Annotated in this window: 19 protein-coding genes; 9 read left to right on the plus strand and 10 right to left on the minus strand. The window is 40.1% G+C overall.

Annotated features, from left to right (window positions below):
* Positions 1 to 24 precede the first annotated feature (24 nt).
* The 4 genes from ACE1OE_RS01440 to ACE1OE_RS01455 form a co-directional block, all read right to left on the minus strand.
* A complete protein-coding gene (locus ACE1OE_RS01440; protein ID WP_449209843.1) occupies positions 25 to 978 on the minus strand; it encodes a DUF3187 family protein in 954 nt (317 codons plus the stop codon).
* A 415-nt stretch (positions 979 to 1,393) separates the two neighbouring features.
* Positions 1,394 to 3,244, minus strand: coding sequence for an FUSC family protein (locus ACE1OE_RS01445; RefSeq protein ID WP_449209844.1), 1,851 nt, complete (start codon positions 3,242 to 3,244; stop codon positions 1,394 to 1,396).
* Positions 3,244 to 4,095: an efflux RND transporter periplasmic adaptor subunit gene (locus tag ACE1OE_RS01450; RefSeq protein ID WP_449209845.1), complete on the minus strand. Its 852-nt coding sequence runs from the start codon at positions 4,093 to 4,095 to the stop codon at positions 3,244 to 3,246. The genes ACE1OE_RS01445 and ACE1OE_RS01450 overlap by 1 nt, the downstream gene beginning before the upstream one ends.
* Positions 4,096 to 4,311 (minus strand): hypothetical protein, encoded by a 216-nt coding sequence (locus tag ACE1OE_RS01455; protein ID WP_449209846.1) that lies wholly within the window; start codon positions 4,309 to 4,311, stop codon positions 4,096 to 4,098.
* 599 nt (positions 4,312 to 4,910) lie between these two features.
* On the opposite strand from ACE1OE_RS01455, the gene ACE1OE_RS01460 reads away from it, so the two are divergent.
* Together ACE1OE_RS01460 and aspT are read left to right on the plus strand one after the other, a co-directional pair.
* Positions 4,911 to 6,290, plus strand: a complete 1,380-nt coding sequence (locus ACE1OE_RS01460) for a glutamate decarboxylase (RefSeq protein ID WP_372060063.1) — start codon at positions 4,911 to 4,913, stop codon at positions 6,288 to 6,290.
* Positions 6,291 to 6,459: 169 nt separating this feature from the next.
* Complete coding sequence (gene aspT / locus ACE1OE_RS01465) at positions 6,460 to 8,355, plus strand: aspartate-alanine antiporter (protein ID WP_449209847.1); 1,896 nt, start codon at positions 6,460 to 6,462, stop codon at positions 8,353 to 8,355.
* Between the two features lie 1,307 nt (positions 8,356 to 9,662).
* Here the strand turns inward: aspT and ACE1OE_RS01470 are convergent.
* Together ACE1OE_RS01470 and ACE1OE_RS01475 are read right to left on the minus strand one after the other, a co-directional pair.
* Positions 9,663 to 10,643, minus strand: coding sequence for a phospholipase A (locus ACE1OE_RS01470; protein WP_372060065.1), 981 nt, complete (start codon positions 10,641 to 10,643; stop codon positions 9,663 to 9,665).
* Between the two features lie 9 nt (positions 10,644 to 10,652).
* Positions 10,653 to 11,312 carry a DUF3313 family protein gene (locus ACE1OE_RS01475; RefSeq protein ID WP_449209848.1) on the minus strand — a complete coding sequence of 220 codons (660 nt, stop codon included), beginning with the start codon at positions 11,310 to 11,312 and terminating at the stop codon, positions 10,653 to 10,655.
* A 461-nt stretch (positions 11,313 to 11,773) separates the two neighbouring features.
* On the opposite strand from ACE1OE_RS01475, the gene ACE1OE_RS01480 reads away from it, so the two are divergent.
* Positions 11,774 to 12,199 carry a hypothetical protein gene (locus ACE1OE_RS01480; RefSeq protein WP_372060067.1) on the plus strand — a complete coding sequence of 142 codons (426 nt, stop codon included), beginning with the start codon at positions 11,774 to 11,776 and terminating at the stop codon, positions 12,197 to 12,199.
* A 918-nt stretch (positions 12,200 to 13,117) separates the two neighbouring features.
* On the opposite strand, the gene ACE1OE_RS01485 is transcribed toward ACE1OE_RS01480, so the two are convergent.
* The gene (locus tag ACE1OE_RS01485; protein WP_449209849.1) at positions 13,118 to 16,162 is read right to left on the minus strand and encodes an efflux RND transporter permease subunit; all 3,045 of its coding nucleotides are present in this window, start codon (positions 16,160 to 16,162) and stop codon (positions 13,118 to 13,120) included.
* Positions 16,163 to 16,177: 15 nt separating this feature from the next.
* A complete protein-coding gene (locus ACE1OE_RS01490; RefSeq protein ID WP_449209850.1) occupies positions 16,178 to 17,275 on the minus strand; it encodes an efflux RND transporter periplasmic adaptor subunit in 1,098 nt (365 codons plus the stop codon).
* A 243-nt stretch (positions 17,276 to 17,518) separates the two neighbouring features.
* On the opposite strand from ACE1OE_RS01490, the gene ACE1OE_RS01495 reads away from it, so the two are divergent.
* From ACE1OE_RS01495 to ACE1OE_RS01505, 3 genes are all read left to right on the plus strand, one after another.
* The gene (locus ACE1OE_RS01495) at positions 17,519 to 17,779 is read left to right on the plus strand and encodes a hypothetical protein (protein WP_449209851.1); all 261 of its coding nucleotides are present in this window, start codon (positions 17,519 to 17,521) and stop codon (positions 17,777 to 17,779) included.
* Between the two features lie 67 nt (positions 17,780 to 17,846).
* The gene (locus ACE1OE_RS01500; RefSeq protein ID WP_449209852.1) at positions 17,847 to 19,442 is read left to right on the plus strand and encodes a bifunctional aspartate transaminase/aspartate 4-decarboxylase; all 1,596 of its coding nucleotides are present in this window, start codon (positions 17,847 to 17,849) and stop codon (positions 19,440 to 19,442) included.
* Between the two features lie 115 nt (positions 19,443 to 19,557).
* Positions 19,558 to 21,243 carry a winged helix-turn-helix domain-containing protein gene (locus ACE1OE_RS01505; RefSeq protein ID WP_449209853.1) on the plus strand — a complete coding sequence of 562 codons (1,686 nt, stop codon included), beginning with the start codon at positions 19,558 to 19,560 and terminating at the stop codon, positions 21,241 to 21,243.
* A gap of 61 nt (positions 21,244 to 21,304) precedes the next feature.
* On the opposite strand, the gene ACE1OE_RS01510 is transcribed toward ACE1OE_RS01505, so the two are convergent.
* Together ACE1OE_RS01510 and ACE1OE_RS01515 are read right to left on the minus strand one after the other, a co-directional pair.
* Positions 21,305 to 22,363, minus strand: coding sequence for a hypothetical protein (locus tag ACE1OE_RS01510; RefSeq protein ID WP_449209854.1), 1,059 nt, complete (start codon positions 22,361 to 22,363; stop codon positions 21,305 to 21,307).
* A 96-nt stretch (positions 22,364 to 22,459) separates the two neighbouring features.
* Entirely contained in the window at positions 22,460 to 22,864 is a 405-nt protein-coding gene (locus tag ACE1OE_RS01515) for a glycine zipper family protein (RefSeq protein WP_449209855.1), read from the minus strand.
* Positions 22,865 to 23,158: 294 nt separating this feature from the next.
* Between ACE1OE_RS01515 and rpoH the strand changes: the two genes are divergently transcribed.
* The 3 genes from rpoH (at position 23,159) to ACE1OE_RS01530 (ending at position 25,862) form a co-directional block, all read left to right on the plus strand.
* A complete protein-coding gene (rpoH, locus tag ACE1OE_RS01520) occupies positions 23,159 to 24,028 on the plus strand; it encodes an RNA polymerase sigma factor RpoH (protein ID WP_449209856.1) in 870 nt (289 codons plus the stop codon).
* Positions 24,029 to 24,088: 60 nt separating this feature from the next.
* The gene (gene tolC / locus ACE1OE_RS01525) at positions 24,089 to 25,411 is read left to right on the plus strand and encodes an outer membrane channel protein TolC (protein ID WP_449209857.1); all 1,323 of its coding nucleotides are present in this window, start codon (positions 24,089 to 24,091) and stop codon (positions 25,409 to 25,411) included.
* 112 nt (positions 25,412 to 25,523) lie between these two features.
* Positions 25,524 to 25,862 (plus strand): HPF/RaiA family ribosome-associated protein, encoded by a 339-nt coding sequence (locus ACE1OE_RS01530; RefSeq protein WP_449209858.1) that lies wholly within the window; start codon positions 25,524 to 25,526, stop codon positions 25,860 to 25,862.
* Positions 25,863 to 25,898 lie beyond the last annotated feature (36 nt).

Raw genomic sequence — 25,898 nt, forward strand, 5'->3', positions numbered from 1 at the left:
TTAACTAATCTTTAATGATGCCACTTAAAAGTAATGTCTTAGTGCTAGCGTAAACGCAATATCTGTTGAATTATCCATGTTAAATAGGTTCTCAGTTCCTGATAGTTCAAGGACAGTATCTGAGAAATAATAACGATACCCCAACGTCGCTTCATTGACGTTTTCTGAGAAAGCCGTTTGATTTAATGTTCCTTGATAAACATGGTACTCCGCCAATATTTCGTGATTTGACAAAAATCGATATCCGTATCCAACTGCGCCCTCTACAGTGAACTTTTTAAAATATAAGTCTTCATCTATATTTTTACTGGCATGATGCACCACACCTAGTGTTGAGTGGAACGAATGCCCCCCTTTAGCATAAGACCAGTTTACTTGTAAATTTTGGTCAAAACCTGCAGATGAAAATTCATAATCACTTTGGTTGTTATAGTACAGCGACGCACCGACTGACAAGGCTTGGTACTTTGTCTCATAGAGTGAATATTGCGCATATAAAGACAACGCACTTTCTAACGAATCACCTTCAAAATCATTGTTGTGGACATCATAGGTATTACTATCGATGTTAAAACTATCGTTCTCGACATCATCTCGACCGTCCAATTTGAGTCCTGCCGCATTGTGGAACGACTTAACCAAACCATCAAGGTGGTTGTTTTTGGCCCATGCGTACTGATACTTCAGTTCTAGGTTCCATTTCTCAGCAGGAGACCATTGAATACCTGTTGTCATCTTATTTTGATAGTAATCTAGGTTAAAATCATCCCCAGTCACCCACACACTGCCAATGTTATAACTGGCGAACACTTCTGTTTCATCATTTGAAAAGCCACTTCTCAATTGGGTTGATAAACCTAAAGACTGAATTGGGGCCTGTGCATCACCTCTTAGTGGCGAAGACTTAATGTCACTTCCATGAGCAAGGCTTACGCCCAGACACATCCATATTGCTAGACTTATAGCAACGTTTTTCATGTTTTTTCCTCTGATATACGGTATCGAAAATAATATTTAGACTCAGTATTTAGGCAGTGTGTCTACCTGATAACGCTATATTTATGTTTGTCGTATCTACTGAATCAACTTGGGACCTAGTTTAGGGGGAACAAGAAATAAAGTAATTCGCCGAGTATAAAAAAAACATAAAAAACCCATAGGAATAAAAATTAAACCACTGTTTTTAATGCGTTATTTTTCATTTATCGTCATGTTAGAAAGAAGTAGCTTGAGTTTTAACACCCAAAACTACCCGCCTTTCATCTATATTGGCTGCCTTCGTAATAAAAAAGCCCGTCAACTTATAGAGCTTCTAATCTAAAAACTTAAAACAGCAACTCGAGATAAAAGCACATTGCTCATTTCCATAAACCATCGCCATCAATCCTTGGCTCTAGCGTTTATTTAACTCCCTATAGAGCTCGTTAAACTGCTTACATAATGTAAACCATTTATAGTCTTCATCGGCTACGGTGTTAAATTTATCACTCATCATATTTTTCAATTCGGCATTGCTAATGAAACTAGAAAAGTCATTATCTATAGAAGTAATCAATAACGCCTGTTCATCTGCCGTCACACTTTCAGTATCTAAAATTTTCAATAGTGCTTTCACATAAAGTAGCTTCTTGATTGTCTTACTATCCGAATCTTCAATAAGATACGAATATGCCGTCAAAATTAGATTATTTACATTAAATGTACTTAGTACCGTTGTATCTTTTGTTCTGAGTTTTTTCGTCAATAAGCGTAATCGATCTCTAATAACGACAGCCGTTTTTCTTGGCGGTACTATTTCATATACCGCCCAAAGAACGATTAATGCAGTCATATTCGCCACAACCGTATTTAAAAACTGCTCGAAATCATACGTTGGTGCACTTGTAGTAGGCACTAGATTTGTCCAAGAAAACAACGACACCATACACACTATTTTAAATATGGATTTACTTTGCCAGAACCAGTAGGCCATCAAATACACACCGATGAAACTCGCAACAAAAACAAGTAAGGGAGAACCAATTGGCATCACTCCAAAAGTAACAATGAAACCAAACGTACCTGCAATAAACTGTGCATAAAAATTAGCGTTCATTGCGCGTTCCGCTCCTGGGTTCGCTGCGTATGCAGAGATCATCATGCCCGCCATGATCATTGCGGTCATGCCGCTTTCCCATTGCAGCTCGATCCATACAAATGACAATGTGAATAACGCCAATGATGCTCGGACCATGTTATTTATTACTACATAGCCATCAGTGAAATTTCCAATCTCATCAACATGAAGGTTAGAACCGTATTCAAATACACTGTGATGTTGATCAAACTCGGCTAAACGCTGAGAGAATAATCTGACCTGTTCCGTAAACAAGGTAATGAGCTGGGGCTGCTTTAAATTCCATTGACTTATCAGCGCATCATCAATCTTTGTTTCAAAAGAATCTGTCTCTAAAATGCTCCATAGTGTTGGTGTCACACCGATGGCATTACCCAACTTCTTTAACTCAATCGCTTGAATGCCAATATTGATGCAATCATAGAATGTCGCTCGACTCTGTAGCTTCTCTTGCTTTGCTTGATCACTCCCATAAATTTCATCATCGACCACCAGCCATTTCTTACCAACGAAGCTTAAGAACGCAGACGTTATCTTTGTTGTCGCTGCTGACTCCGATTGGAAAACATTACGCAAGAATGATGTTGTGTATTGCTTGACCGAAAATAGCTCTGTTTTATTATCAGAGTAAGGGATCACCATACTAGCGATCATCGACATTAAAATACCGAACGTGATTCCAAGACATCGAACCTGAACAAGATCAAATAAGTTTGTCATGTCCGCTTCAGCGGCAACAGGAAAGCCAACCAGCGATAGCGTAATCCCAACGACCGCGAACATGTAAGAAACTCGACGATGAAAATACGAGGCGATGCCTAAGCTAACAACAATTCCAACGATTAAGAATGAGTTGTATAACCAAGAATCTATCAAAGTCACACTAGCAATAAAGAGGACATAAATCCCGCCAACTAACGTCCCTAAAACCCTAGCTGCTGATTTTTTTACGCTTGCCCCGCGACTGCCGGTTATTTGTATGATGGCAGCAGTGGCCATCGCAGTACCTGTTGTGTCCGAGTCCATCAATAGCGATAAGCCCCAGGCCATAAACACTGCAAAACAGAAACGAAAGGCAAACATCATTGAATCGACGTTTGACCACTGTCGTGCCCAATTCATCAACATTATCTAATATCCACTGAAACTGTCGTACCCGCAATGAGTCTTTCATTCTCAACAACGTGTTTCGGAATGCTAATACGCACTGGGACACGCTGTGCTAGCCTTACCCAGGGTACGGTCGGATTTACATTAGTAATCAAACCTGAATTATCAGCACTTTGGTCGATAATGGCTCGTCCAACGCTTTCAATTTTCCCTTCAAACGAATGATCAGATGAGAATGGTTGAACAACCGCCGTTGCGCCTTCTTTCAATCCTTTAATTTTTGTTTCGGTAAAGTATGCCAAAATGTAATAGGTATCGCTTTCAACCAACGCAACAAACGGTTCTCCCGTATTAATAAAGTTACCCTCTCGTTGATTAAGGTTTGTCACATAACCATCTTGTGGCGCTACGATTTGAGTACGGCTTAAATCTAATTCAGCTTTCGCTAACCCACTTTTTGCCTGGTCATACTCTGCTTTGTCTACAGCAACTTGAAGCCTTTCCGAGATAACCTGTTCTTCAGCAATCAGTTTTCGTTTCAGTAGTTTTGAATCTCTGCGGTAAACATTTTTAGACTTTTCCAGTTCAGCTTTTGCTTTCAACATTGCAAATTTTGCTTGTGTAACACTATTGGTATAATCAGCATCATCAATACTAAACAACAACTCACCCGCTTTTACATATTGATTATCGCTCACCCAAATTGACACAATTTCACCTGATACTTGAGGTGATATCTCGGCAATCTCAACGTGTACTTTTGCATCTCTTGTCCATAATGACTCCGTATACGCAGACCAAGACGAGTAACAAGTCACTCCGGCAGCCGCAACTAATGCCACTGGTAATAAAATTCTAAACGCTTTCACTTAACCCACCTTTATCATTAAAAGTTGCCCAGTAATAATAATCACTAAACATAGTTCACTTAAAGATGGATTAAATATTTTACCTTTTCTAAGCAAACCACCCACCGTATATTTGATCACAAACAATATTGCTAAAGCAACTATAACAAGCACCATAAAACCAGGTATGTATATATAGTCAAAGAGAATATGGTCACTCATCATGCTACCTTTCATTATTCATTGTCGTATTAACTTAAATTCAATATTAAGGCAGTAGTACTACCTGATAGCAACATTATTTATTTCGTCGCACTTACTGAATCAACTTGGGAGCTAGTTTAGGTTGATTAAGAAATAAAGTAATTTATAGCGCATAAAAAAAACATAAAAACCCTATAGCAAATAAAATTAAACAATTGTTTTTTAAGTATTATTTTTCATTTATCGTCATATTACAAAGAAAAAACTAGCGTTTAACAACCAAAAACTCACTTATCATTCTGGCTACTTCCTTCTTCCTTAGTAATGAAAGCCCCCCCTTTTTCCATCTAACCTCCAATTTAAACAAGTTGATAGTATAAATCGAGATAGAAACTTACCGTTTACTGTCGGTAACTAATCATCATTAGTTATCATACACAAAAAATAATGCACTTATTTATCACCATTATTCGGGTTTTATCTATTCATTAGAAGTTAATTATTCAACGATTATTATATGGTTATGGTTTTATTTTCAACATACGTAATAATTCATCTCGACTTCTACGACACAGTTCTAGAAAACAGACAGAACTTACTTGTTATAATATATAGACCGGAGAAACACACTAATGACTAAAAACAACACGTTTTCAATCGATGATGTATTTGCTGACAAATTACTAGATTCCTCTTTAGATCAATATAAGTTTCCTAGTGATGAATCAAACCCAGAGGCCGCTTATCAACTTGTTCATGATGAACTCATTCTAGACGGCAATTCTAGACAGAACCTAGCAACTTTTTGCCAAACCTGGGTAGATGACAATATTCATAAAATTATGGATGAATGCATCGATAAAAACATGATTGATAAAGACGAGTACCCGCAAACGGCTGAAATCGAGAATCGCTGTGTACATATGCTAGCGGATCTTTGGAACTCTCCGGATCCAGAAAACACAATGGGTTGCTCAACCACAGGTTCAAGTGAAGCAGCAATGCTTGGTGGTATGGCGATGAAATGGCGCTGGCGCGAAAAACGTCGCCAAGAAGGCAAGCCAACCGACAAACCAAACTTAATCTGTGGCCCTGTACAAGTTTGCTGGCACAAATTCGCAAAATACTGGGACATTGAACTACGCGAAATTCCTATGGAAGGTGACCGTTTGTTGATGAACGCTGAAGAAGTACTTGCGCGCTGTGACGAAAATACGATTGGCGTAGTGCCAACACTCGGTGTCACGTTTACTTGTCAGTACGAACCGGTTCAAGAAATCGCAGATGCTTTAGATCAACTACAAGAAGACACGGGTCTCGATATTCCAATTCACGTTGACGGTGCGAGCGGCGCATTCATTGCCCCATTCTGTGACCCTGAGCTTGAATGGGATTTCCGTATTCCACGAGTGAAATCAATCAATGCCTCTGGTCATAAATATGGTCTAGCACCACTGGGTGTGGGCTGGGTAGTCTTCCGCGAAGCGTCTGATCTCCCAGAAGATCTTATTTTTAGAGTGAACTACTTAGGTGGTGATATGCCTACCTTTGCGCTTAACTTCTCTCGCCCTGGCGGTCAGATTGTTGCGCAATACTACAATTTTTTACGTTTAGGCAAAGACGGTTACAAGCGCATTCATGATGCTTGTTACCACTCAGCACAATACCTATCAGACGAAGTCGCTAAGCTCGGTTTATTTGACATTATCTATGATGGCCGTGGTGGTATTCCAGCAATGAGTTTTAGCTTGAAAAAAGATGCTGACGCAAACTTTAACCTATTCGACTTAAGCGATTCTATTCGTGCTCGTGGTTGGCAGATTGCCGCCTACTCTATGCCATCTAATCGTGAAGATCTCGTGATCATGCGCATTCTAATCCGTCACGGTGTCAGCCGTGACATGGTTGACCTGCTCGTTAAAGACCTGAAACGAACTATCGAAAAATTCGACAAGTTCCCGGTAGTTAACTCTGTCGATGAGGAATCAGCAAGCTCTTTCAACCACTCATAAGTGATAAACGCGATGAGGCTTGCTTAGGCCGCCTCATCGTATTGACAAAAACAGAATAAAACCTATTGAGCGTGTCGGGACCGTTGTCAGGTTATCACTTACCTGACAACGGGTACCCATGATTCGCCGTCCAACATTCAATTAATCAGAGATAACATTGGCACTTACTATGACGCTATATCCTACTAAATTCATTAAGCACCTCTTTCTAAGCTTGCTAGCCATCTTCATGCTAGCAGGTAACCTTACCATTGATGCTAACCAAGGCTTACCCGAGATTGGTATGTTCAGCCCTGCGCAAGCGCAAGAGCAGGCTACGGACCCTTCGACTTCGATTACCCAACAAAAAGCATCAACCGCCGACGTACACGCGACAGCTGACGCAACCACTGAGCCGATGTGGATTGTACAAGTACTGCAAGCACATCCAACACTTGCCATCTTTCTCACTCTGGGGATCGGCTATTGGATTGGCGCAATCAAGTTTGGGCATTTCAGCCTAGGTGCCGTTACGGGGACATTAATTGTTGGTGTACTGATTGGTCAACTTGATATCACAATTTCTTCCCAAGTTAAGTCCATATTCTTTACCATGTTCCTATTTGCCGTAGGCTATGGCGTCGGTCCTCAGTTTGTTCGTGGCGTGGCCAAAAACGGGGCACCTCAAGCTATTTTCGCCGTCGTCATTTGTGCATTATGTTTTGCAGTAACGTATGCAGGCGCAAAACTCGCGGGGTTCGATGTCGGCCTGGCCGCTGGTATGTGGGCGGGTGCTCAAACGATTTCAGCGTCGATTGGTCTTGCAACTGACGCGATCAACTCTTCAGGCCTGAGCAATGCTAAAGAAATGCTTGACCAAATTCCGGTGGCGTACGCAATCTGCTACTTATTCGGTACCATCGGTACTGGCATGATCTTGGCTTACCTCGGTCCTTGGTTAATTGGTACCGATCTTAAGCAGGCTTGTAAAGATTACGAAAAAGAAATGTCAGAAGGCACGCCAGAACAAGGTATTCAACACATCTGGCACCGCACAGAGTCTCGTACTTATATCGCGTCACACGAGCTTGATGGTATTGCAATTGGTGATTTTGAAACGGCACATCAAAAAGAGCGTTTGTTTATTGAGAAACTAAAACGAGCAGGACAATTGATTGATTTCGATGCGAAGACTCAGCTAAAAAGCGATGATCTTATGGCGATATCAGGACACGTTGATGCGTTAATCCACGCCGAACAATATCTGACTGAAGTCAGTGACGCAGAAATTGAGAACCTTCCACTAGAAACGGTTGATCTAGTGGTAACCAACAAAAAGTTTGCTAACCGTACCTTAGTCGACCTAGCTGGAGAAGATTACACTCGCGGTGTATTCTTGAATAAAATCACTCGTGGCGCAGCAAGCCAAGAAGTACCGTTGCTTGCGCAAACTGATATCCATAGAGGCGATGTTCTTAGTATTACCGGTACAAAAACTCACACAAGTCGTCTAGAGAAAGAAGTAGGACATGTCGATAGAACCACCACAGAAACCGACATGGTTTGGGTTGGCTTGTTCATCGTTATCTTTGGCTTAATTGGCGCATTAACCGTAAATATCTCAGGCGCACCTGTGACACTCTCTGTCTCTGGTGGCGTACTGATTGGTGGTCTCGTGCTTGGTTGGTTACGTTCTGTTCACCCAACGTTTGCTCGATTACCTGAACCAACACAATGGTTTATGAACTCTGTCGGCCTAAATATCTTTATTGCTATTGTTGGAATTTCAGCGGGCCCTGGCTTTATCTCAGGACTGAAAAGCGCAGGTCCAGAATTATTCTTGCTTGGTGCAGCGGCTACGGCAATTCCTATGTTGCTTGCACCATTAATCGGTAAATACATCTTTAAGTTCCACCCTGCTCTTAATCTAGGTGTGTGTGGCGGAGCTCGAACCAGTACCGCGTCAGTTGCCATGGTCGCTGACAAAGCCGACAGCAATATCCCAATGCTTGGATACACCGTTCCATACGCGGTATCTAACACGTTGTTAACGCTCATCGGTATGATTATGGTGCTGGTTTACTAATCATCACCATCACCATTTTTTATTCAAAAGTCTCTTACCTCGGTAAGAGACTTTTTCGTTTTTGACGCTTCCCCCTCTCCCCAAACGTATTACTCCCGGCACAAAAATAGCCGTTATTCCCTTAAAGCCGAATTTGACCAAGCACTCTGTGGATTGATGTAACGTGGCTCATCGGCAGCTTTCAATTAACTGCATACCTGCTGCGCTCCATATTTTCACGATATATGAAACCTCCTTTCTTCAGGGGGTATTTAAATAGGTCCATGCGGTATGAAAGTCTATGGCTATCGCTATCGATGTGGCGAAACACTCATAGCAAGTATATGAACGAACGTGTCGTCAACTTACTCACAACCATGCGCCTCTGAGAGCCTAACAGAAGTAGATTCAAGCTGTTACTGCTGGCTAAACAAGCGTCTTGTAAAGTGATGATGAATATAAGGAGTACGTCTCATTATTTCGAATGGTTCTATCAAGCATGAATCCAAGACATTGGCCTCGTTGCGCCCAAAAAGTCACTCTATTTCTGCCCATCAAAAAATGATGTAAGGCTGTCGCAGTAGCGTGACAACAACCCAACGTCCATTCTGTTGTCGTAAAACAAGCAAAACCAAACGTTTCAACTATTGATTGGATAAGACAACATCCAGCCAACGATATGACGACCACCAGCAATATCATTCACTTGATCATCGCAGGGTTTGATATTGATACCTTCGACTTTTTTACAACGTATACTAGGTGTGTAAATACAATAAAAGACAGGGTTCTCTAGTCAACAAGAGACGGAAAGTACACGCGCTTCCTGGTTATTTTTCATCTCACGCAAAGGGATAATGATCTCCCTAAATTCATAGCCTACAGGGCGACGAATTTTCCGACGTTAAGAAAATCTCACGCCATTGTGTCTTAAAGATAGTTAAAGCACGCTGAATCCCGGTGCTTTGATACTGTCTTATTTTTATAATCGATTGTATTAACGTAATGAAGCTGCCTGGAAGGTGGATAATGCGGACGTTGAGGCTTTAGATCAAAAAGCAAAGCGGGAAGATTTCATTTTTTCCATAGGTTAGACGGCCATTAAGCCCCATTCAAAAAACTAGGATTGCCACAAAAATATACTGACGTTTTACTCATGTTTCGACAATGGCACTAACGGCGATGCCATCGTTGTTACGCTATGTCAGGTATTGAAGAAGATACGTATTCGCATATGAAATGATAGCACTTTATGATCGCCACTTATAAAAACGCCCCCTTACAGACTCACTGTAAGGGGGCGTTTATGACCAAATATTTCGATGTAATTAAAGTATGTCCGTTAGCAAGATACCAACACCAATGCGTTTTGTGTTGTAATTGTAATCAATCAAACTTTCACCATAGCCTTGATAGTACTGAACGTAACCTCGAACTCGACCAAATAGTGGGAAGCTCATCCCCGCTTCTACTCCACCATACCCTGTACTAAAGTTATACCGTGCGACACCGGTAAACTCTACGCTTTCATATTTATATGCCGACGTCAGTTCAAAGTGCCCCATATAATCTTCGATATCTGGATTATCATCATCATTGTCTGGGATACGATACCAAGGTTCGACGTACAGCATAAAATCATCTTCAGCGTAGCCAATTCCTGTATAAACACGGTTCCAGCTACGGCTTAAATCTTGCGTACGTCCATTTGATTCATGTTCAAAGCCTACACGGGAGAACCAAGTACCATTGGTACTTTCAATCGGTAAAGGGGTTTCGTAAAAAATTTCTGGTCGATAGTTCGTTTCACGAAACGGTGCCGATATCTCCGAAGAGTATGCCTGCCAAAATGATTTTACCGTAAAACCAAAGTAGACGCGGTCCTGGTCATTAAAAACACCATCTTCGATCAATGGAATTTTAAAGCTAAGTTGAAACTTAATTTCTTCATTTTTCAAATCATCGGCTTTACCATCAAAGATGTCCGATGAATAAGGCGCCGTGTTAACCTGGCTCATTTCTGTCATAGGTAAAATATAGTTTTGTCTGTAAGGCGTGATAACAAAAGGGTTGTTTTCACTGCTCTCTTCCAACAAACGCCTCGACGGTACAACATGAGAGCTTTCAGATTGACATTGCGCTTTAATTTCTTCTAAATCATCCTGCTCAACACTCATATGAACTTTTTGCAGTATGCAATTATCCATTTCCGTCGTGTAATAATTATCGCTTCCTGCAGCGAAAGCCGAGGTTGGAAGTGATGCTAGCATCACTAACCATAGTGTTGAGTGTTGAGTAGATAATTTCATGAGACCGCCTTACATATACAACGTGTGCAAAATGAAGCTGACACCTTGCTCGGTGATCTTATTCACGTCTGACTCAAGGATTTTACCGGTAATCATTGAATCTTCATTTTCTAGAACGCCATTGTTATTGACAACAAATACTCGCCTTGCAAGAAGGTGCCCATCCGATTTATCTTTAACATCAATATCAACAACTATTCTTACTGAACGGTCACGAGTCCCTGCTGCATATTTAGCTAGACTGATCACGCCACCAATTGGAATGATTTCTCTGAATTTAACATCTTCACCAATGTCTTCAATTTCAATAATATTAACGTCTACCGTCGCTTGGTGGTCGGCCGTTTTGTCATTTGGAAACAACTTTTCTGATTTAGCCGACAGCGATGACTTGATATTTTCCTCAAACGAATCCAAATCAACAACTTTGATCTTGTTTTTAATACCATTACTTAGATTTACATTCACGTCTTCGACTATAATGTTCTGATATTGCGTATTGCCTAGTTCCGCCGAACGCCAAAACAACCCTTTCTCGTCTTTACTGTAATCCATTTCTTTATATGTATAACCACCATGTAAAGATGTCATCTCCTGTTCTTTAGGCAGTGAGCTCGCACAACCAGATAAGACTGATATGATTGTTAGCATTAGTATTTTGGTTTTCATTCTATGTTCTCTCTCAAGTATTAATAATAGACAGTGTTTTTGAAGGAGTGAATTATGCACAACATTTTAATAATGAAAATAACTTAAAAAACATACTTAGCTAAAATAATAATCCACAATAGAAACATTATAGGAGCAGATATTAAATGTCTTATCAATTAAAAATCAAGCTATTGATATAAAAGCAATAATTCCGACACAACACAAGCAAACACCATAAGAATAAACAATATTAAATATAAAAAAAACACTAACACCATTAATATTTGCGATTAAATTTAATATCAATACCACTATCAAATAAAAATAAAACGCCAATTTAAATAAGTATTATACACTCATTATTTATATAACATCCAATCATGTAAAATAACCACGAGTAGGCATTACATCATACGCCACTTAGAATTTAAAAAATTAACCAAGCCTTAATAAGGCTCACTATAAAAAGGTATTTACCAATGTTAAAATATGTACTCCCTTTCTGTCTTCTTGCAACAACCTCTGTTATGGCAAACACTAATAGCCAAGAAGAAAACCAAACAAAAATAGATAATGCAATGGCAGCACTGCAAACAAAAACACTTAGAGATGTTGATTTTACTTATATTTCTGTTAATGAAGATAGCATCATAGCAACTTACCATGATTACTTATCTCTTCATTTTCGCGAATCGTACATTACAGAGTCAACAGCCAATAAATTGGATCTAACACCAGGTTTTACTTTCAATGCTTATGATTTTAACTCAGTTGATGATTTGGAGAAAAAAATAGCTTCTCGTATTAACAAAGATAAACCAAAATATTTTAGTGTTGACTTCTATCAATATGCTTTAAATCAATCTGAACGTATGGGATATACAGCAAAAGTAACCTTTTATTAATTTATCACATTTAAAAAGCCCAGCTTAACTTTAAGCTGGGCTTTTTTTTGCTTACTAATGAGCGTCACTCCTCATCTGTTATATCCCTCGCCTATGGCTAACTTCTCTTGCTCGATGATTGCGATTTTCTCAAGCTATTTCACTGCTCCTTCTACACCGTATGAATAAAAAAAGAAACTGTACCCCGTAACCCCAACACGTTTTTGTTTCACTAGGCACTCGTTCACAATGGATCCTACTTCCTTTCCAGGACCATTCAACCAATATCAAAGTACCGTGAACACGTCGACTCAGCTTATTCTTATAGCGGGCTTTACAACGTTACCTCTTTAAACACAGCATTGCTCAATCGCTAGTCATCAGCATGTGGAAGCACCTTTTGGAAACATAATGAATATGACTTCATTATGTTTCCGTTTGATCATTGAACAGCCTATCAACATAAATACCCATAACTACCCAGGGAAACGGCGATAGAAGTAAGGTAAAAAACTCAAGGTGGCAATAAGTAACCCGTTGATTAAATAAGATAAAAACAAGACTCACCTGCTAAAATAATCTATTAGAAGAAAGATAAAGGAGAGACTTAAAAGACTAATGAATGCTTCGTTCTCAGCAATCATCGAGTAATCATCTTTGTTGAGGCGGATATGGCTGACGTTCTCAGAACATACTTAACAGGAATTGAGCATTGATAAGCGGAAGTGATCATAGATAGATAATAGACGGGAATGAAAATAGATAGTTGATAAACGGCAGTAATAGCCGTAAATATCTCAATGGTGCTTTCAGAAGTGCTGCATGTCATCGAAAAACGGAAAGAAAGATAGGGAGGCCATGGTCATGAATAGCCGTGACAAAAAAAGCACCCTCCTTGGTGCTTTGTATTGAGTTACTTTGGTGTGGTTTTTTGCTCCATTACCCTTCAGTTTTTCCACTGTGATCATCGGCAAGGAACGTGTATACCGTCGGTACAACAAACAAGGTAAACAATGTGCCTATCGTCATGCCAACTGTAATCACAAGACCAATTGAGAAACGACTTTCTGCACCAGCGCCAGCCGCGGTTAGCAGTGGTACGACGCCTATTACCATCGCCGCCGTTGTCATTAACACAGGACGAAGACGCTCTGCTGCTGCTTTTTTCACTGCTGCAACCTTATCGCCATTAAACTCAGCTTGTAATTGGTTGGCGAAGTCACAAATCAATATACCGTGTTTACTAATGAGACCAATCAAGGTTACCAGCCCTACTTCAGTGTATATATTTAAGGTATCAAGTCCTAAATAAAGCGGAATCATCGCACCAAAGATAGAAAGTGGCACACTGGTTAACACAATCAACGGATCTTTAAAGCTTTCAAACTGAGCAGCTAGTACTAAGTAAATAATGACTAAAGCCAGCATGAAGGTTGCAACAAGTGATGACCCTTCTTGCACGAACTGACGTAGCTGTCCTGATGAATCGGTAGAATAAGAACTTGGTAAGATCTCTTTAGCCCCTTGCTGCATCACTTTATACGCTTCGCCAATACTCACACCTGGCATCATCTTCGCTTCTATCATTGCACTATTCAGTTGTTGGAACTGGTCAACCGCTGAAGGCTGTACGCTTTGCTTAATATCAATCAATGACGATAAAGCAACCATGGTGCCGTTGTTTGAACGTACATAGTACTGGTCAATATCATTCCAAGAACTACGATCACCGCGTTCAACTTGTGTAATTACTTGATAGCTGCGTTCATCTAGAGCGAAATAGTTGACGAAACCTTCACTCACATAACGTGTCAGCACATTACCTATCTCTTGGGCATTGACGTCCATTAACGCGGCTTTATCACGGTTAATAGTAAGTTCTACCTGTGGTTTCGTAAATTCTAAGTCATTCTGAACGTAGATAAATTTGCCACTATTTACTGCATATTCTTTTAACTTTTCTGCGTACTGATATAACTCTTGGTACGTACCAGTTGGTGTTTTCAATAGCATCTGGAAAGGCAATCCTTGTGAGGTACCAGGCAGATCGGGAGGTGAGATGGTAAACACCTGTAACCCCGGAAAATCAACCGTATCTTTTTGGAAACGCGTCATGATGTCTTTAGCAGAAGCATCACGTGAGCCCCAGTCTTTTAACACGCCTAAACCAAAGAACTTAGAGTCTTTTTGGTAACCATTAACCATTAACGACATTTCTGTTTCTGGATATTGACGAATCGTTTCGTCAAGCGGTTGAGTAAATTGTGCTAAGTAATCCGTATTCGCTTGCGATGGACCTTGCCCCATAACAAGTACAACGCCTTGGTCTTCTTGTGGCGCGAGTTCACTCGATGTATGCGTGAACATAAAGACTAGCGATACTAAGAATGTCAGCACTAAAGGCCAAACTAACAAACGATTTTTAAGTACAACAGTAAGGATATTCTCATAATGACGTGTCAGACCAGCAATCACACCATTAATTTTCTTAACCATTTTTCCGTCAAGGGTTTTTTGGCTAAGTAATTTAGACGTCATCATTGGCGTCAGAGTCAATGCGATAAAGCCTGAAATCAGTACTGAGCCAGCCAACGTGAAGGCAAATTCAGTAAATAATTTACCGGTTAACCCACCCATGAAACCAATAGGCGCATATACTGCAGCAAGAGTAAGCGTCATCGATACGACTGGGCCTGCGATCTCTTTAGCACTTTTTAAAGCCGCTTCCATTGGCGTTGTACCATCTTCCAAATGACGGAACGTATTTTCTACAACAACAATCGCATCATCGACCACAAGTGAAATCGCGAGTACCATCGCTAACAACGTCAACAAGTTGATACTAAACCCAAGCGTCATCATCAAAAATAATGAGCCAATCAATGACAACGGAATCGTCACAAGCGGAATGATCATTGCTCGCATTGAGCCCAAGAATGCAAAGATAACGATGACAACAATCAACGCTGCTTCTATAAGGGTTTTCGTCACTTCATCAATTGAGCTATTAATAAATTTCGTTGAATCATAAACAACCTGTGCGTGCATACCTGGTGGAAGACTGTCTGTAATTCCAGGAAGAACGTCATACAAGCCGGTCACTACGGTCAAAGGGTTCGACGTTGATGTATTACTAATTGCCGTAGTGATAGAACCAGTGCCATTAAACAAAACTTGTGAATTATAAGTGTTAGCACCTAGCTCAACTCTTGCTACATCTTCGATATGAATGAGTTGCCCATTCGCCGATTTAACAACAATCTGTTTAAATTCTTCAATTGAAGAAGCATCTGTATGTGCATTAATATCAATTTCGATGAAATCTGTTTTCAGCTTACCTGCAGCACTAACAGAGTTACTTGCTTTAATCGCATTTTGAACATCACTTGCCGTTACACCTAGCGCCGCCATTTTAGTTGGATTCAACCAGATACGCATTGCAAAGTCACTTTGTCCCAGCAAATCAACCTTAGCAACACCGTCTACGGTAGAGAACGTCGGTTTTACTACTCGGCTGACATAATCTGAGATCTGCTGAGGTTCCAACGAGTCACTAGAGAAAGCGACATACAGTATTGGAGATTGAGACGTCGATTTCAGAATACTTGGGTCTTGTGTACCTGCCGGAAGACGATACTTAACCTGTTGAACCAGCGACAAGATCTCGGTCAATGCTTTATCTGTCGGATAATCCAGCTTTAGGTTTACCGTAATAAGAGATTTACCGAGACTACTTTCCGATGTCATGTAATCAATGCCTTCAGCTTGCGCCACCTGCGCCTGAAGCGGTTGTGTAACATAACCTTGTACACTGGTTGAACTGGCACCTGGATACGTCGTCGTAATCGTGATAACGCCAGTTTCAATCACAGGATATTGACGTACTTGCAATGCTGAAAAGGCTTTAAGACCAAGTACTAATAGCACTAAGCTCAACACGGTCGCTAAAACAGGACGTTTTATAAATATATCGGTAAAACTCATAATATTGCCTACCTATTACTTGCTAACTGCTGGGAAAGAAACAGCGTCATTAATCTTCACTAATGTGCCTTTTTTCAACTGCTGCTGGTTCGATGTCACGACAACTTCGCCTTGTTCAAGCCCTGAAAGAATGCCGACTTGGTTATCCCTTTGTGGACCAATTTTTACGAGTTTTTGGTCAACTACTTGTTGGCCTTTCTCGGTTTTTACAACAAAAACGGTGTCACCATACAAGGAATAAGCGATCGCCACTTTTGGCACGGGTACGACAGCCGTCTCGTTACTTAACGTTATTTCTGCGTTGATATACATGCCACTCACAAGTTGGTTACCATTGCCTTCCACTTTTGCTCTTACACTAACGTTGTGCGACTGACTATCTGATGACGGCTGGATAGCAGTCACCACCGCAGTAAATGTTTGGTTTGGGTATGCATCATTATGAAACGCGACTTGTTGACCAACCGCGATTTGTGGCTGAACGTCTTCCGATACGGACAAGTCAATGTAGTTGTCATTAATACTTTCTAATTCAACAATAAGTGAACCAGGGTTAATGAAATCACCTAAATCGACAGTTCGAATACCTAATGCGCCAGAGAATGGTGCTTTAATGCTCATAAAGTTGATTTGAGATTTAATGTAAGCAAGGTTCGCTGATTCTGCATCATATTGAGCTTGAGCCTTATCCACTGAACTTTTTGCCGTACTATTAGTTTTTAACAATTTTGCTTGACGGGCTAACTCGATTTTTGCCAATTTTTTCTTAGCCAGCTGGCTACTATATTTAGCTTGTAGAAGTGAATCATCTAATTCAACAATTACTTCGCCTTTATTGACTTTCTGACCAGAAACAAAATTAACTGCTTTAACTTGCCCTGATATTTGGCTAGTAACTGCGGTTGATTGCTTAGACGTTACATGCCCTACTGATTTAACTGTTTGAACCCAGCTATCGCTTTTTGTAGTAATCGTAGTAATAGCAACAGGTGGCTTTTTATATTCACCTATTTTCTTCTCAACCATATGGTTCTTGAAGCTATTAAATCCAAAAACGAATAGTAGTATTAACAACACTATTGCTGTAACTATTGATATTGCTTTCTTAGACATGACCTTCTCTTAATGTTGGACGTTGCGAATGACACATAATCTAAACGTTTTCTAAGATTTAATTATCATCGTTGCATAATCAATAAATAACTTGAGATAATTAAAATATAAACATTAAAAAACAACAAGTTAGAAAAATATAAATCAAATATAAACAATAAAAAAATGATGCCAATTTCATGTTTTACATTCTGAATAGACGTAAAGTAATGACCATCAATCAGAAGAACAACAGGTCAATATATGCAACATACAAAACATACGACATCACAAAAAATGGCACGCATTTACGGAGAAGATATCGAACACAAACATAATAAAGATCACTTAGAGTATGAAGATAAAGTTAAATCTCATCCTCACCAGAAGCATGGTGGAAAAAATGAAGGTCACAAACATTTAATTAACCATCACTCAGATGGTCATCATGACAAACACCACCAAGACAAAAAGAACAGTCATAATAAATCGTCTCGATTACATCATAAAACAAGTAATCAATAAATTTATATATCGAACACAGTAAATATCGCCTTAATCATTTAATTAAACATAAAAATTGGAAATAAAAATGAACCGTACTGAAGAAAAGAAACTAGAGACACTGAGCCCTTTTGAAGTTAAAAACACGCTCATTGAACTTGCTCAAAATAATAATAGCAACGCTATGATTAATGCGGGGCGTGGTAATCCAAACTGGATTGCCACCGTACCACGTGAAGCATTCTTCCAGCTGGGTATGTTCGCATTACAAGAGTCAAAGGCAACGTTTTCAAAGTACCCAGGTTTTGGTGGCATGAGCGACAAAAACTATATCTCAACTCGTTTCCTAAGTTTTTGTGAAGACAATGAACAAAATGAAGGTGTTCGATTTCTACTTAATGCATTCAGCTATTTAACGACTGAGCAAGGGCTTGATGCTGATGAACTAATCTATGAATGGGTTGAAGGTATTCTAGGTGACAACTATCCAGTTCCTGACCGTATGCTAAAACACTCAGAGTTCATTGCAAAAAAATTCATTGAACAAGAAATGGGACATCAAGCTCATTTGCCAGAGTCTAACTTCGACTTATTTGCTGTTGAAGGCGGAACGGCGGCAATGGTTTACATCTTCAACACGCTAAAAACAAACCGACTGCTTAACAAAGGTGACAACATCGCCATTGGCGCGCCAGTGTTTACACCTTATTTAGAAATGCCTGAACTAGAAGACTATAGCCTAAACAAAGTCGAGATTATGGCGACCGAAGAGTCATTCTGGCAGATTCCAGACAGCGAGTTAGAGAAGCTACGCGATCCTCAAATCAAAGCTTTTTTCTTAGTCAACCCAAGTAATCCTGCATCGGTTAAGCTAAGCGATGAAACGCTACAAAAGATTGCTGACATTGCAAATGAAAGACCGGACCTCATCATTCTAACCGATGATGTATATGGCACGTTTACCGATAACTTTACGTCACTTGCCATGCTAGCACCGAAAAATACGATTCTCGTGTATTCGTATTCTAAGTATTTTGGTGCTACAGGTTGGCGACTTGGTGTCATTGCTATCGATAAAGACAGCCATCTGGATAAAATGATTGCCGATTTACCTGAAGATACACGCAACGATCTTACCAAACGTTACGGTGGAATCAGCTTAGATCCAGCGAACATCAAGTTTATCGACCGCCTTGTCGCCGATAGCCGAGCGGTTGCTTTGAACCATACTGCTGGGCTTTCAACACCACAGCAAATTCAAATGTCACTATTTTCATTGTTGGCATTGCTGAAAGGCGGTAAAGAATACCAACAAAATGCTAAAAAGATTGTACGTGAGCGCTATCGTACCTTAATGGAAAACAGCCCCACTGAGCCTACGATCACCGAAGACAACACCAATGGCGCTTTTTACTATGTTGAAATCAACATCCAAGACATGGCGACATCCGTATACGGCGAGAACTTTTTCGATTGGATGGAAGAGAAATACGAACCGTTAGATTTCCTGGTACGTTTGGCTCAAGATAACAGCATCGTAGTCATGCCTGGAGGCGGTTTTGATGCTCCTGATTGGTCACTTCGTGTGTCACTAGCGAACTTGCCGGATTCAGACTATGCCATCATATCGGACTCCATCAACGCAATGTTAAAGCGCTATTACGACCTTTATAAAAGCTGCTAATTCGTCATAACATGACTTAAGCCTCGATATGTAAAATATCGAGGCTTTTCTTTTTGTATTTTTGATAATCCTATCCGATACTTCTTTATTAGATACAGTAAGTTATGAATGGCCTATGAAAAATCAAAAAATCAAGTACCAAATGGATGAGTGGGTTTTTGTTCCTTACGAAGACAAATTCATTTTACATGGCGAAGATATCATTATTGATAATCGGCTATCTAAGCTCTTTCACTTTTTATGTGATAACCCAGAGACCGTCTTCTCCCGTGATGAACTGATTAATGAGGTTTGGAATGGCTCCATCCTCACAGACCAAGTCATCACTCAAGCCATCTTTGAATTAAGAAAAATCCTTAAACAGCATGGTAATCATCCCTATGGTTATATAGTGACGGTTCCCAAACGAGGCTATAAACTCGACGCGAAAGTACAGCAAATCGTCGAAGCCTTGTCCTCTACGCTAGAGGTCATATCGGATGAATCTCGCACTGTCATAGAGGACGAGGAATTACCGAGTTCTGCTATTACTGACCCAACTAAAGCGTTACACAATACCTCAGCAGCCGTCAGTACAGCACCAATAGAGCACACTACACCGATTACGGATCCCTCGCCCACAAGCGATGAACCGAGTTTAACAAAAGACCAAGATGTTTCTAAATCGCCATCAATACAAAAAGTAGCCAAAAAAACTGGCGACCCCGTTCACCGCAGCGCTGAATCTAAAACTGCAGATAAAACAAGGTTCAAAAAGCGTTGGTTTGTTGTTCCAGCTTTGATTGTTTTAGGTATATCGGTTGCTTATAGCTATATGCATGTTAGCAGCAACCAAGAAAAAATGAAGGTTGCCGAAGCCGAAGTTACCCAGAGTTATATCTCATTAGAACCGCGTTATATTCATGTCGTCATGGACTCAAATGTTCTCAATGACGACCTAAAGGTCGGCTTTACTAAAAAGCTATTAGAGTATTTAAAAACCTATAAAGATTTCCGTCTGATCTATGATGGACCTGCAGCTTCTGTTGCCGCAAATGAGCTTAGATTCAACACTCACACTAAAGACGGTCAAGATTACCTAGAAATTGAATATGTGAACCGTATTTCAGGGCACAAGCATCTCGATAGAAATTACCGATTGACACCTTCATCCTTAAAACCGGCAATGAAAAAGTCACTCGATGATTTATTGGACTCCTTTAATATCGAAATTGACAAGGCACTGATCGCTAATCTAGTGGATGAATTACCTGAAAGCAATGTATCCACTGCGGCGGCATTAACATCACTAGGCGCCTCTTACCACAATTATACCCACATAAAAGCACTTAATCAGATAAACAAGGCGCAAGAAGAATCGCCCAACAATCCTTACGTAGTCGCGACCAACTACATATTTCAAGTCTCGCATATGTACCTAAATCCAACACAAAATACGACTGAAGATATGTCACAGCTGAATCTAAGCACATTAGCTAAGTTTGACGAGTTTTCTTCAATGGGGAAAGTGACACCTAGGATATTAGAAGCGAAGGCCATGATGGCTCTGTCTAACGACAAGCCACTTGAAGCCAAATCCTTATTGCAATCCATACCTCATGAAAGGCGATCGATTTTTTTCTATGTTCTCAATGCAAAAGCGTCGGAATTGATTGGAAATCGTGATGCAGCCGAAGAATTCTACTATCACGCAGTGTTGGAGACTTCCGATATTCAAATACTGAATTTATCCGAGGTACTCTTTTTTAACAGCGATCTTTCTGATATCAAAGAAAAGTTAAGAACGAACTACTCAAATTAACACTATACAAAAAGAGCGTGGTTTATTGTCTAAACCACGCTCTTTTTATTAGGTATTTTAGTTACCAACGATAAGTCAGCATTGCCATAACACTCTTTCTTCCTTGCCCTAGACTTGCTTCTGCCGCTACTCCATAGTGCCGCGCAAGATTCCAATTCAAACCAAGAACGCCTGACCAGTCATTTTCATTATGCTGATCGATACTATAGCCAAGTCCTTCAATACCCAGAGCATTCGTTTCACTCGTCGTGCCATTGGTATGCAAATAAGACACGCCGATATATGGGCTAATGAGCCCCCAATTTTCAATATGATAAGAACGTCCAATCCTAGGGCTAACCGCTAATGTTTGACTGGAAGTACGTCCGTCGTCTGTGTGAGACCAAGTATAACTGACAGGAACAACCGCAAAGTATTCACCAAATCCAGCGACAAGGTTAGTACTCAGTCCGTAATTCCACCCCTGATATTCAGGAGAAAAAGACAACGTTGGTATCTGGCCTAAGGTCTCTGAAAGCCTATCACCACACATATCATTAAATCGATTACACGTTACGTTAGAACCTGCTAAATGGTCTGAGACACCGCCAGGAAAAACGGAGCCTGGTATGTTTACATTTAAATCCGTGTTTCCTTGAAATCGACCTACATGAGCGCCAACTTGCATGAATGGAAACAACCAAGCGCCAGCCCTAAGCTGCAGCGTGGCCGTTTTAACATCGGGGTTACCAAAGTCTATCTGACCGAGATTGACACTGTCTCCAAGTGATTTGTCTCCAACCTTCACATCAAGATTGTTAAACCCAATCGTTTGTTGAGTGTAGGTCGGAATAATTGAAAACGAAAAAGGCAGCGGTAAATCAAAGCCTAGATCAATGGCATTTTGTGCATAAAAAGGTAACGCATGTTGCCATTTTTTATCCAGTTTTTGATTGTTAGAGAGTTCTTTCGTTGCTATTACATCCCCCGTCTTAGTGGCATTTCTTGCTTCTCGTCTCGCTTCCTTAAGTTCAAGTTTGGCTTCTGAATAGCTATCCTCTTTAACTTTGTCTGCATTCTCCGCAATAACACTTGAGGAGATTAAGCATAGAAGCAAAGACGGTACCATTAATTTTTTCATTATATTTACTCTGATATATTTACTCTGATATAGTTACGTAACGTGTTTTTTATATAAAGAAGTCCAAATAATTAAACTAGAAGTCTACGGATTAAATTAATTCAGAATTGTATAACCTCTTTCTGTCATACAGTTTCTCATTACCAATTCTTTTTGGTTTTGATAGTTGTTCTGTACTTGCTGCTTTTCTGATGAATGTCCAAATACACCGGTAACCAAACCAATACCTGCGCCTATTTCTGCTCCTTTTGTTCCTGATCCGCCACCAATAGCCGCAGCGCCTGCACCTAACGCCGCTGTTCTTCCTACATGTTTGAATGTCGTTCTTCCAGCACCTTCTATATTCTGCTCTTGAACCTGATCACTAAGTTGCTCACATTGATACATGTCTGCGCTATACTTCTCTTGATCTATACCTTTCGTATCAATAATTAAGTTTTGTGCAAAAACTTGTGAAGACGCAGTAATACTAATTAATAACGCTAGTGTTAGTTTTTTCATGATTATTCTTACCTTTGTTTAAGTTGGAGTAACTGTAACCAAAGATGAAACTAGTTAAATAATCACGAAATAAAAGTTAAATAATAGATAAGTTCACACCTAAAACGAATCTAATGAACCGATAAAACCCATCATAATGACAGTATAAAAAAAAGATAAATCAAAACCTAACCAATTGATATTAATCAATAAAATTTATAGTATCAGATTCTAATGCATTCATTATTTTTCTCACTTTTATTTGTCTTAGAATTTTCACCACCTAATACATACCGAAATTAATTTGGAGACAAAGTGTCAGCATCAGCCTTAACAAACAATAATAAAGACAACCTATCATTCTACCTTGTTAAAATAGGCAAGTACCCAATACTTACAGAATCAAAAGAGAAAGAGTTAGCCTACAAAGCATTTCATAATAATGACGCTAATGCCGTAAATGAATTAGCATTGCCTCACTTACGATTCGTTGCACATATTGCAAAAAACTTTTCTGGGTATGGTATGCAGATGCTCGATATTATTCAAGCAGGTAACATCGGTCTAATAAAAGCTATAAAGCGATTTAATCCATCTCGTGGTATTAGATTAGTTTCATTTGCTATCCATTGGATAAAATCAGAGATACATGAATTTGTTATTAGAAATTGGAGTTTAGTTAAAATTGCCACTACTAAAGAGCAAAGAAAGTTATTTTTCAATTTAAGAAAACACAAAACCGACTCTAGTTGGGTCAGTGAAGAACAAGCTAATTATATTGCAAAAAAGCTCAATGTTAGTGTTAAAGATGTATTTATTATGGACGGACGATTATCTGGAAAAGATAAACAGCTTGATGGTTATCAATATGGTGAAGATCATGACAATTCAAGTTATATAGAAGATAACGATGTTCACGAGCTTGACGATGATATCTCAACTCGTCATGAAAATGATAATTGGAGAAATCATGTTTCCTCTGAACTACGTACCGCCCTTTCAAAGCTAGATGATAGAAGCCGTGATGTTGTATTCCACCGCTGGCTAACCAGTGAAAAAGTAACGCTGTCAGATCTTGCAACTAAACACAATTTATCTGCCGAGCGTGTTCGTCAACTTGAAGTAGCGGCGTTAGCAAAACTGAAGAACATGCTGGGTCATATTCCAATGGCGGCTGCAGCGTAATTAATATCGTGTAAAGCGATGACATTTTAACACTAAACGTATAACCAACACGGTATTTATATGAAGCATATCTTAACATTCGCCCCACTACTTTTAACGGCAATAAGCTACACTGCCGATGCAGACTCGCTCACTGAGATCTACGATTTAGCTAAAACCAATGATCCTATGCTTCTCAAAGCGGCTGCGCAAAAAGAGAGCGCATTTGAAGCAATCAATTCGAGTAGAAGCTTGTTATTACCGCAAATTGATTTAACCGCAGGTTACGCGTATCAAGACAGTGATCGACACACTATGGATGGCAGTTCATCCAACGTAAGTCTCGGATTATCTCAATCCATCTACGATCGTAGTAGCTGGATCGCATTAACGATATCGGAAAAAAATGCCCGCGCGTCTGATGCTCGCTATGCTGCTATTCAGCAAGCGACCATCTATAAAGTAACCAAAGCATACTTTGACGTGCTGAAAGCTGAAGATAACCTGATGTTTGTACAAGCAGAAAAAGAGGCCGTCGCAAAGCAATTAGCACAGACCGAACAACGCTTTAGTGTTGGCGTCGCGCCTATAACCGACGTCCATGATGCAAGAGCTCAGTTTGATAGTGTTATCGCCCAAGAAATCCAAGCCAAGAACTCCGTTGAGAACGAGTACGAAGAACTACGAGCCATCACAGGACATCCGGCCTCTCATCTCTCAACACTCGACACAGAGCGTTTCTCTACCGCATTACCCGTCACAACGGCTGACGAACTCGTCTATAAAGCCTCAAATGACAATCTTAGACTTCTCGCGAGTCGGATCGAAAAAGATATTGCAAAGGAACAAATATCGTTGGCGCAATCCGGTCACTTACCGACCATCGCCTTGACAACAGACTACCGTTATTCGAAAAACTACAATGAACCAAGTAACCCCATCACTGGCGCAGCGCTCGATAACGACCAAAATCAATTCAATCTTGGCGTATCCATTGACTTACCGGTTTACTCTGGCGGCAGAGTCACGTCCGAAGCCAAGCAAGCTGAATATCAATACGTAGCCGCGAGTCAAGATTTAGAATCAAACTTTCGCGATGTTCAAAAAGAGGTTCGAGCGCTCAACAACAATATTCGTTCATCAATAGGCTCCATTACGGCTTATACACAATCTGTCGTCTCTGCAAAATCAGCGCTTACCGCGACTCAAGAAGGGTTCAATGTAGGTACTCGAACCATTGTTGATGTATTAGAAAGTACGCAAAACGTGTACCAAGCCAATAGAAACCTCGCCGACGCTCGCTATCAATACATATTATCACAAGTTAAATTAAAACAAGCAGTTGGAAGCCTAAATGAACAGGACGTTTTGGATATAAGCGCAGGTTTAACAAGTAAGAAATAAGGGATAAGAAAATAATTATCCCCACATTGCAGTTGTAACTGACTTAGGGAATCAAACCTCCCTATCATCTAACTAATGCGCTCAATTAAATCAAATTTCGTTACGAGTACCTATGTATATCACGACACAAAACATCCCGACTTCGTTAGAAAGTAAGTCGATTATCCAGGCAGAAAATGCACAACTAAATCGTCACTATCCCGACATATTATCATCAAAATGTCACGTGGCTTTTCACACAGGGTTCGAGGATTTCGAAGTCGAGTTAACAGTACATCTTGATAATCAGTCGATATTTATCATTCGTACTGACCGCGACGCGAATGCTGCTATCGAAGAAGCCTTTCAAGCACTCAAACATAAACTCACTCAATATGGCAATAGACAAAAAGCAAAACGGTACCTAATGAAGAATTTTCGGGCGTTATTTCAGAGAGTTGGGTTGGCATAGGTGCCGTCACCGATGAAGAGTACGCGATATTGGTGA

The organism is Vibrio sp. E150_011 (assembly GCF_053544015.1).

What these genes read in the sequence shown, in the direction of transcription:
- ACE1OE_RS01440 (WP_449209843.1), bottom strand. Translation starts at nt 978, where the DNA reads ATGAAAAACGTTGCTATAAGTCTAGCAATATGGATGTGTCTGGGCGTA.
- ACE1OE_RS01445 (WP_449209844.1), bottom strand. Translation starts at nt 3,244, where the DNA reads ATGTTGATGAATTGGGCACGACAGTGGTCAAACGTCGATTCAATGATG.
- ACE1OE_RS01455 (WP_449209846.1), bottom strand. Translation starts at nt 4,311, where the DNA reads ATGAAAGGTAGCATGATGAGTGACCATATTCTCTTTGACTATATATAC.
- ACE1OE_RS01460 (WP_372060063.1), top strand. Translation starts at nt 4,911, where the DNA reads ATGACTAAAAACAACACGTTTTCAATCGATGATGTATTTGCTGACAAA.
- aspT (WP_449209847.1), top strand. Translation starts at nt 6,460, where the DNA reads ATGACGCTATATCCTACTAAATTCATTAAGCACCTCTTTCTAAGCTTG.
- ACE1OE_RS01470 (WP_372060065.1), bottom strand. Translation starts at nt 10,643, where the DNA reads ATGAAATTATCTACTCAACACTCAACACTATGGTTAGTGATGCTAGCA.
- ACE1OE_RS01475 (WP_449209848.1), bottom strand. Translation starts at nt 11,312, where the DNA reads ATGAAAACCAAAATACTAATGCTAACAATCATATCAGTCTTATCTGGT.
- ACE1OE_RS01480 (WP_372060067.1), top strand. Translation starts at nt 11,774, where the DNA reads ATGTTAAAATATGTACTCCCTTTCTGTCTTCTTGCAACAACCTCTGTT.
- ACE1OE_RS01485 (WP_449209849.1), bottom strand. Translation starts at nt 16,162, where the DNA reads ATGAGTTTTACCGATATATTTATAAAACGTCCTGTTTTAGCGACCGTG.
- ACE1OE_RS01490 (WP_449209850.1), bottom strand. Translation starts at nt 17,275, where the DNA reads ATGTCTAAGAAAGCAATATCAATAGTTACAGCAATAGTGTTGTTAATA.
- ACE1OE_RS01495 (WP_449209851.1), top strand. Translation starts at nt 17,519, where the DNA reads ATGCAACATACAAAACATACGACATCACAAAAAATGGCACGCATTTAC.
- ACE1OE_RS01500 (WP_449209852.1), top strand. Translation starts at nt 17,847, where the DNA reads ATGAACCGTACTGAAGAAAAGAAACTAGAGACACTGAGCCCTTTTGAA.
- ACE1OE_RS01505 (WP_449209853.1), top strand. Translation starts at nt 19,558, where the DNA reads ATGAAAAATCAAAAAATCAAGTACCAAATGGATGAGTGGGTTTTTGTT.
- ACE1OE_RS01510 (WP_449209854.1), bottom strand. Translation starts at nt 22,363, where the DNA reads ATGAAAAAATTAATGGTACCGTCTTTGCTTCTATGCTTAATCTCCTCA.
- ACE1OE_RS01515 (WP_449209855.1), bottom strand. Translation starts at nt 22,864, where the DNA reads ATGAAAAAACTAACACTAGCGTTATTAATTAGTATTACTGCGTCTTCA.
- tolC (WP_449209857.1), top strand. Translation starts at nt 24,089, where the DNA reads ATGAAGCATATCTTAACATTCGCCCCACTACTTTTAACGGCAATAAGC.
- ACE1OE_RS01530 (WP_449209858.1), top strand. Translation starts at nt 25,524, where the DNA reads ATGTATATCACGACACAAAACATCCCGACTTCGTTAGAAAGTAAGTCG.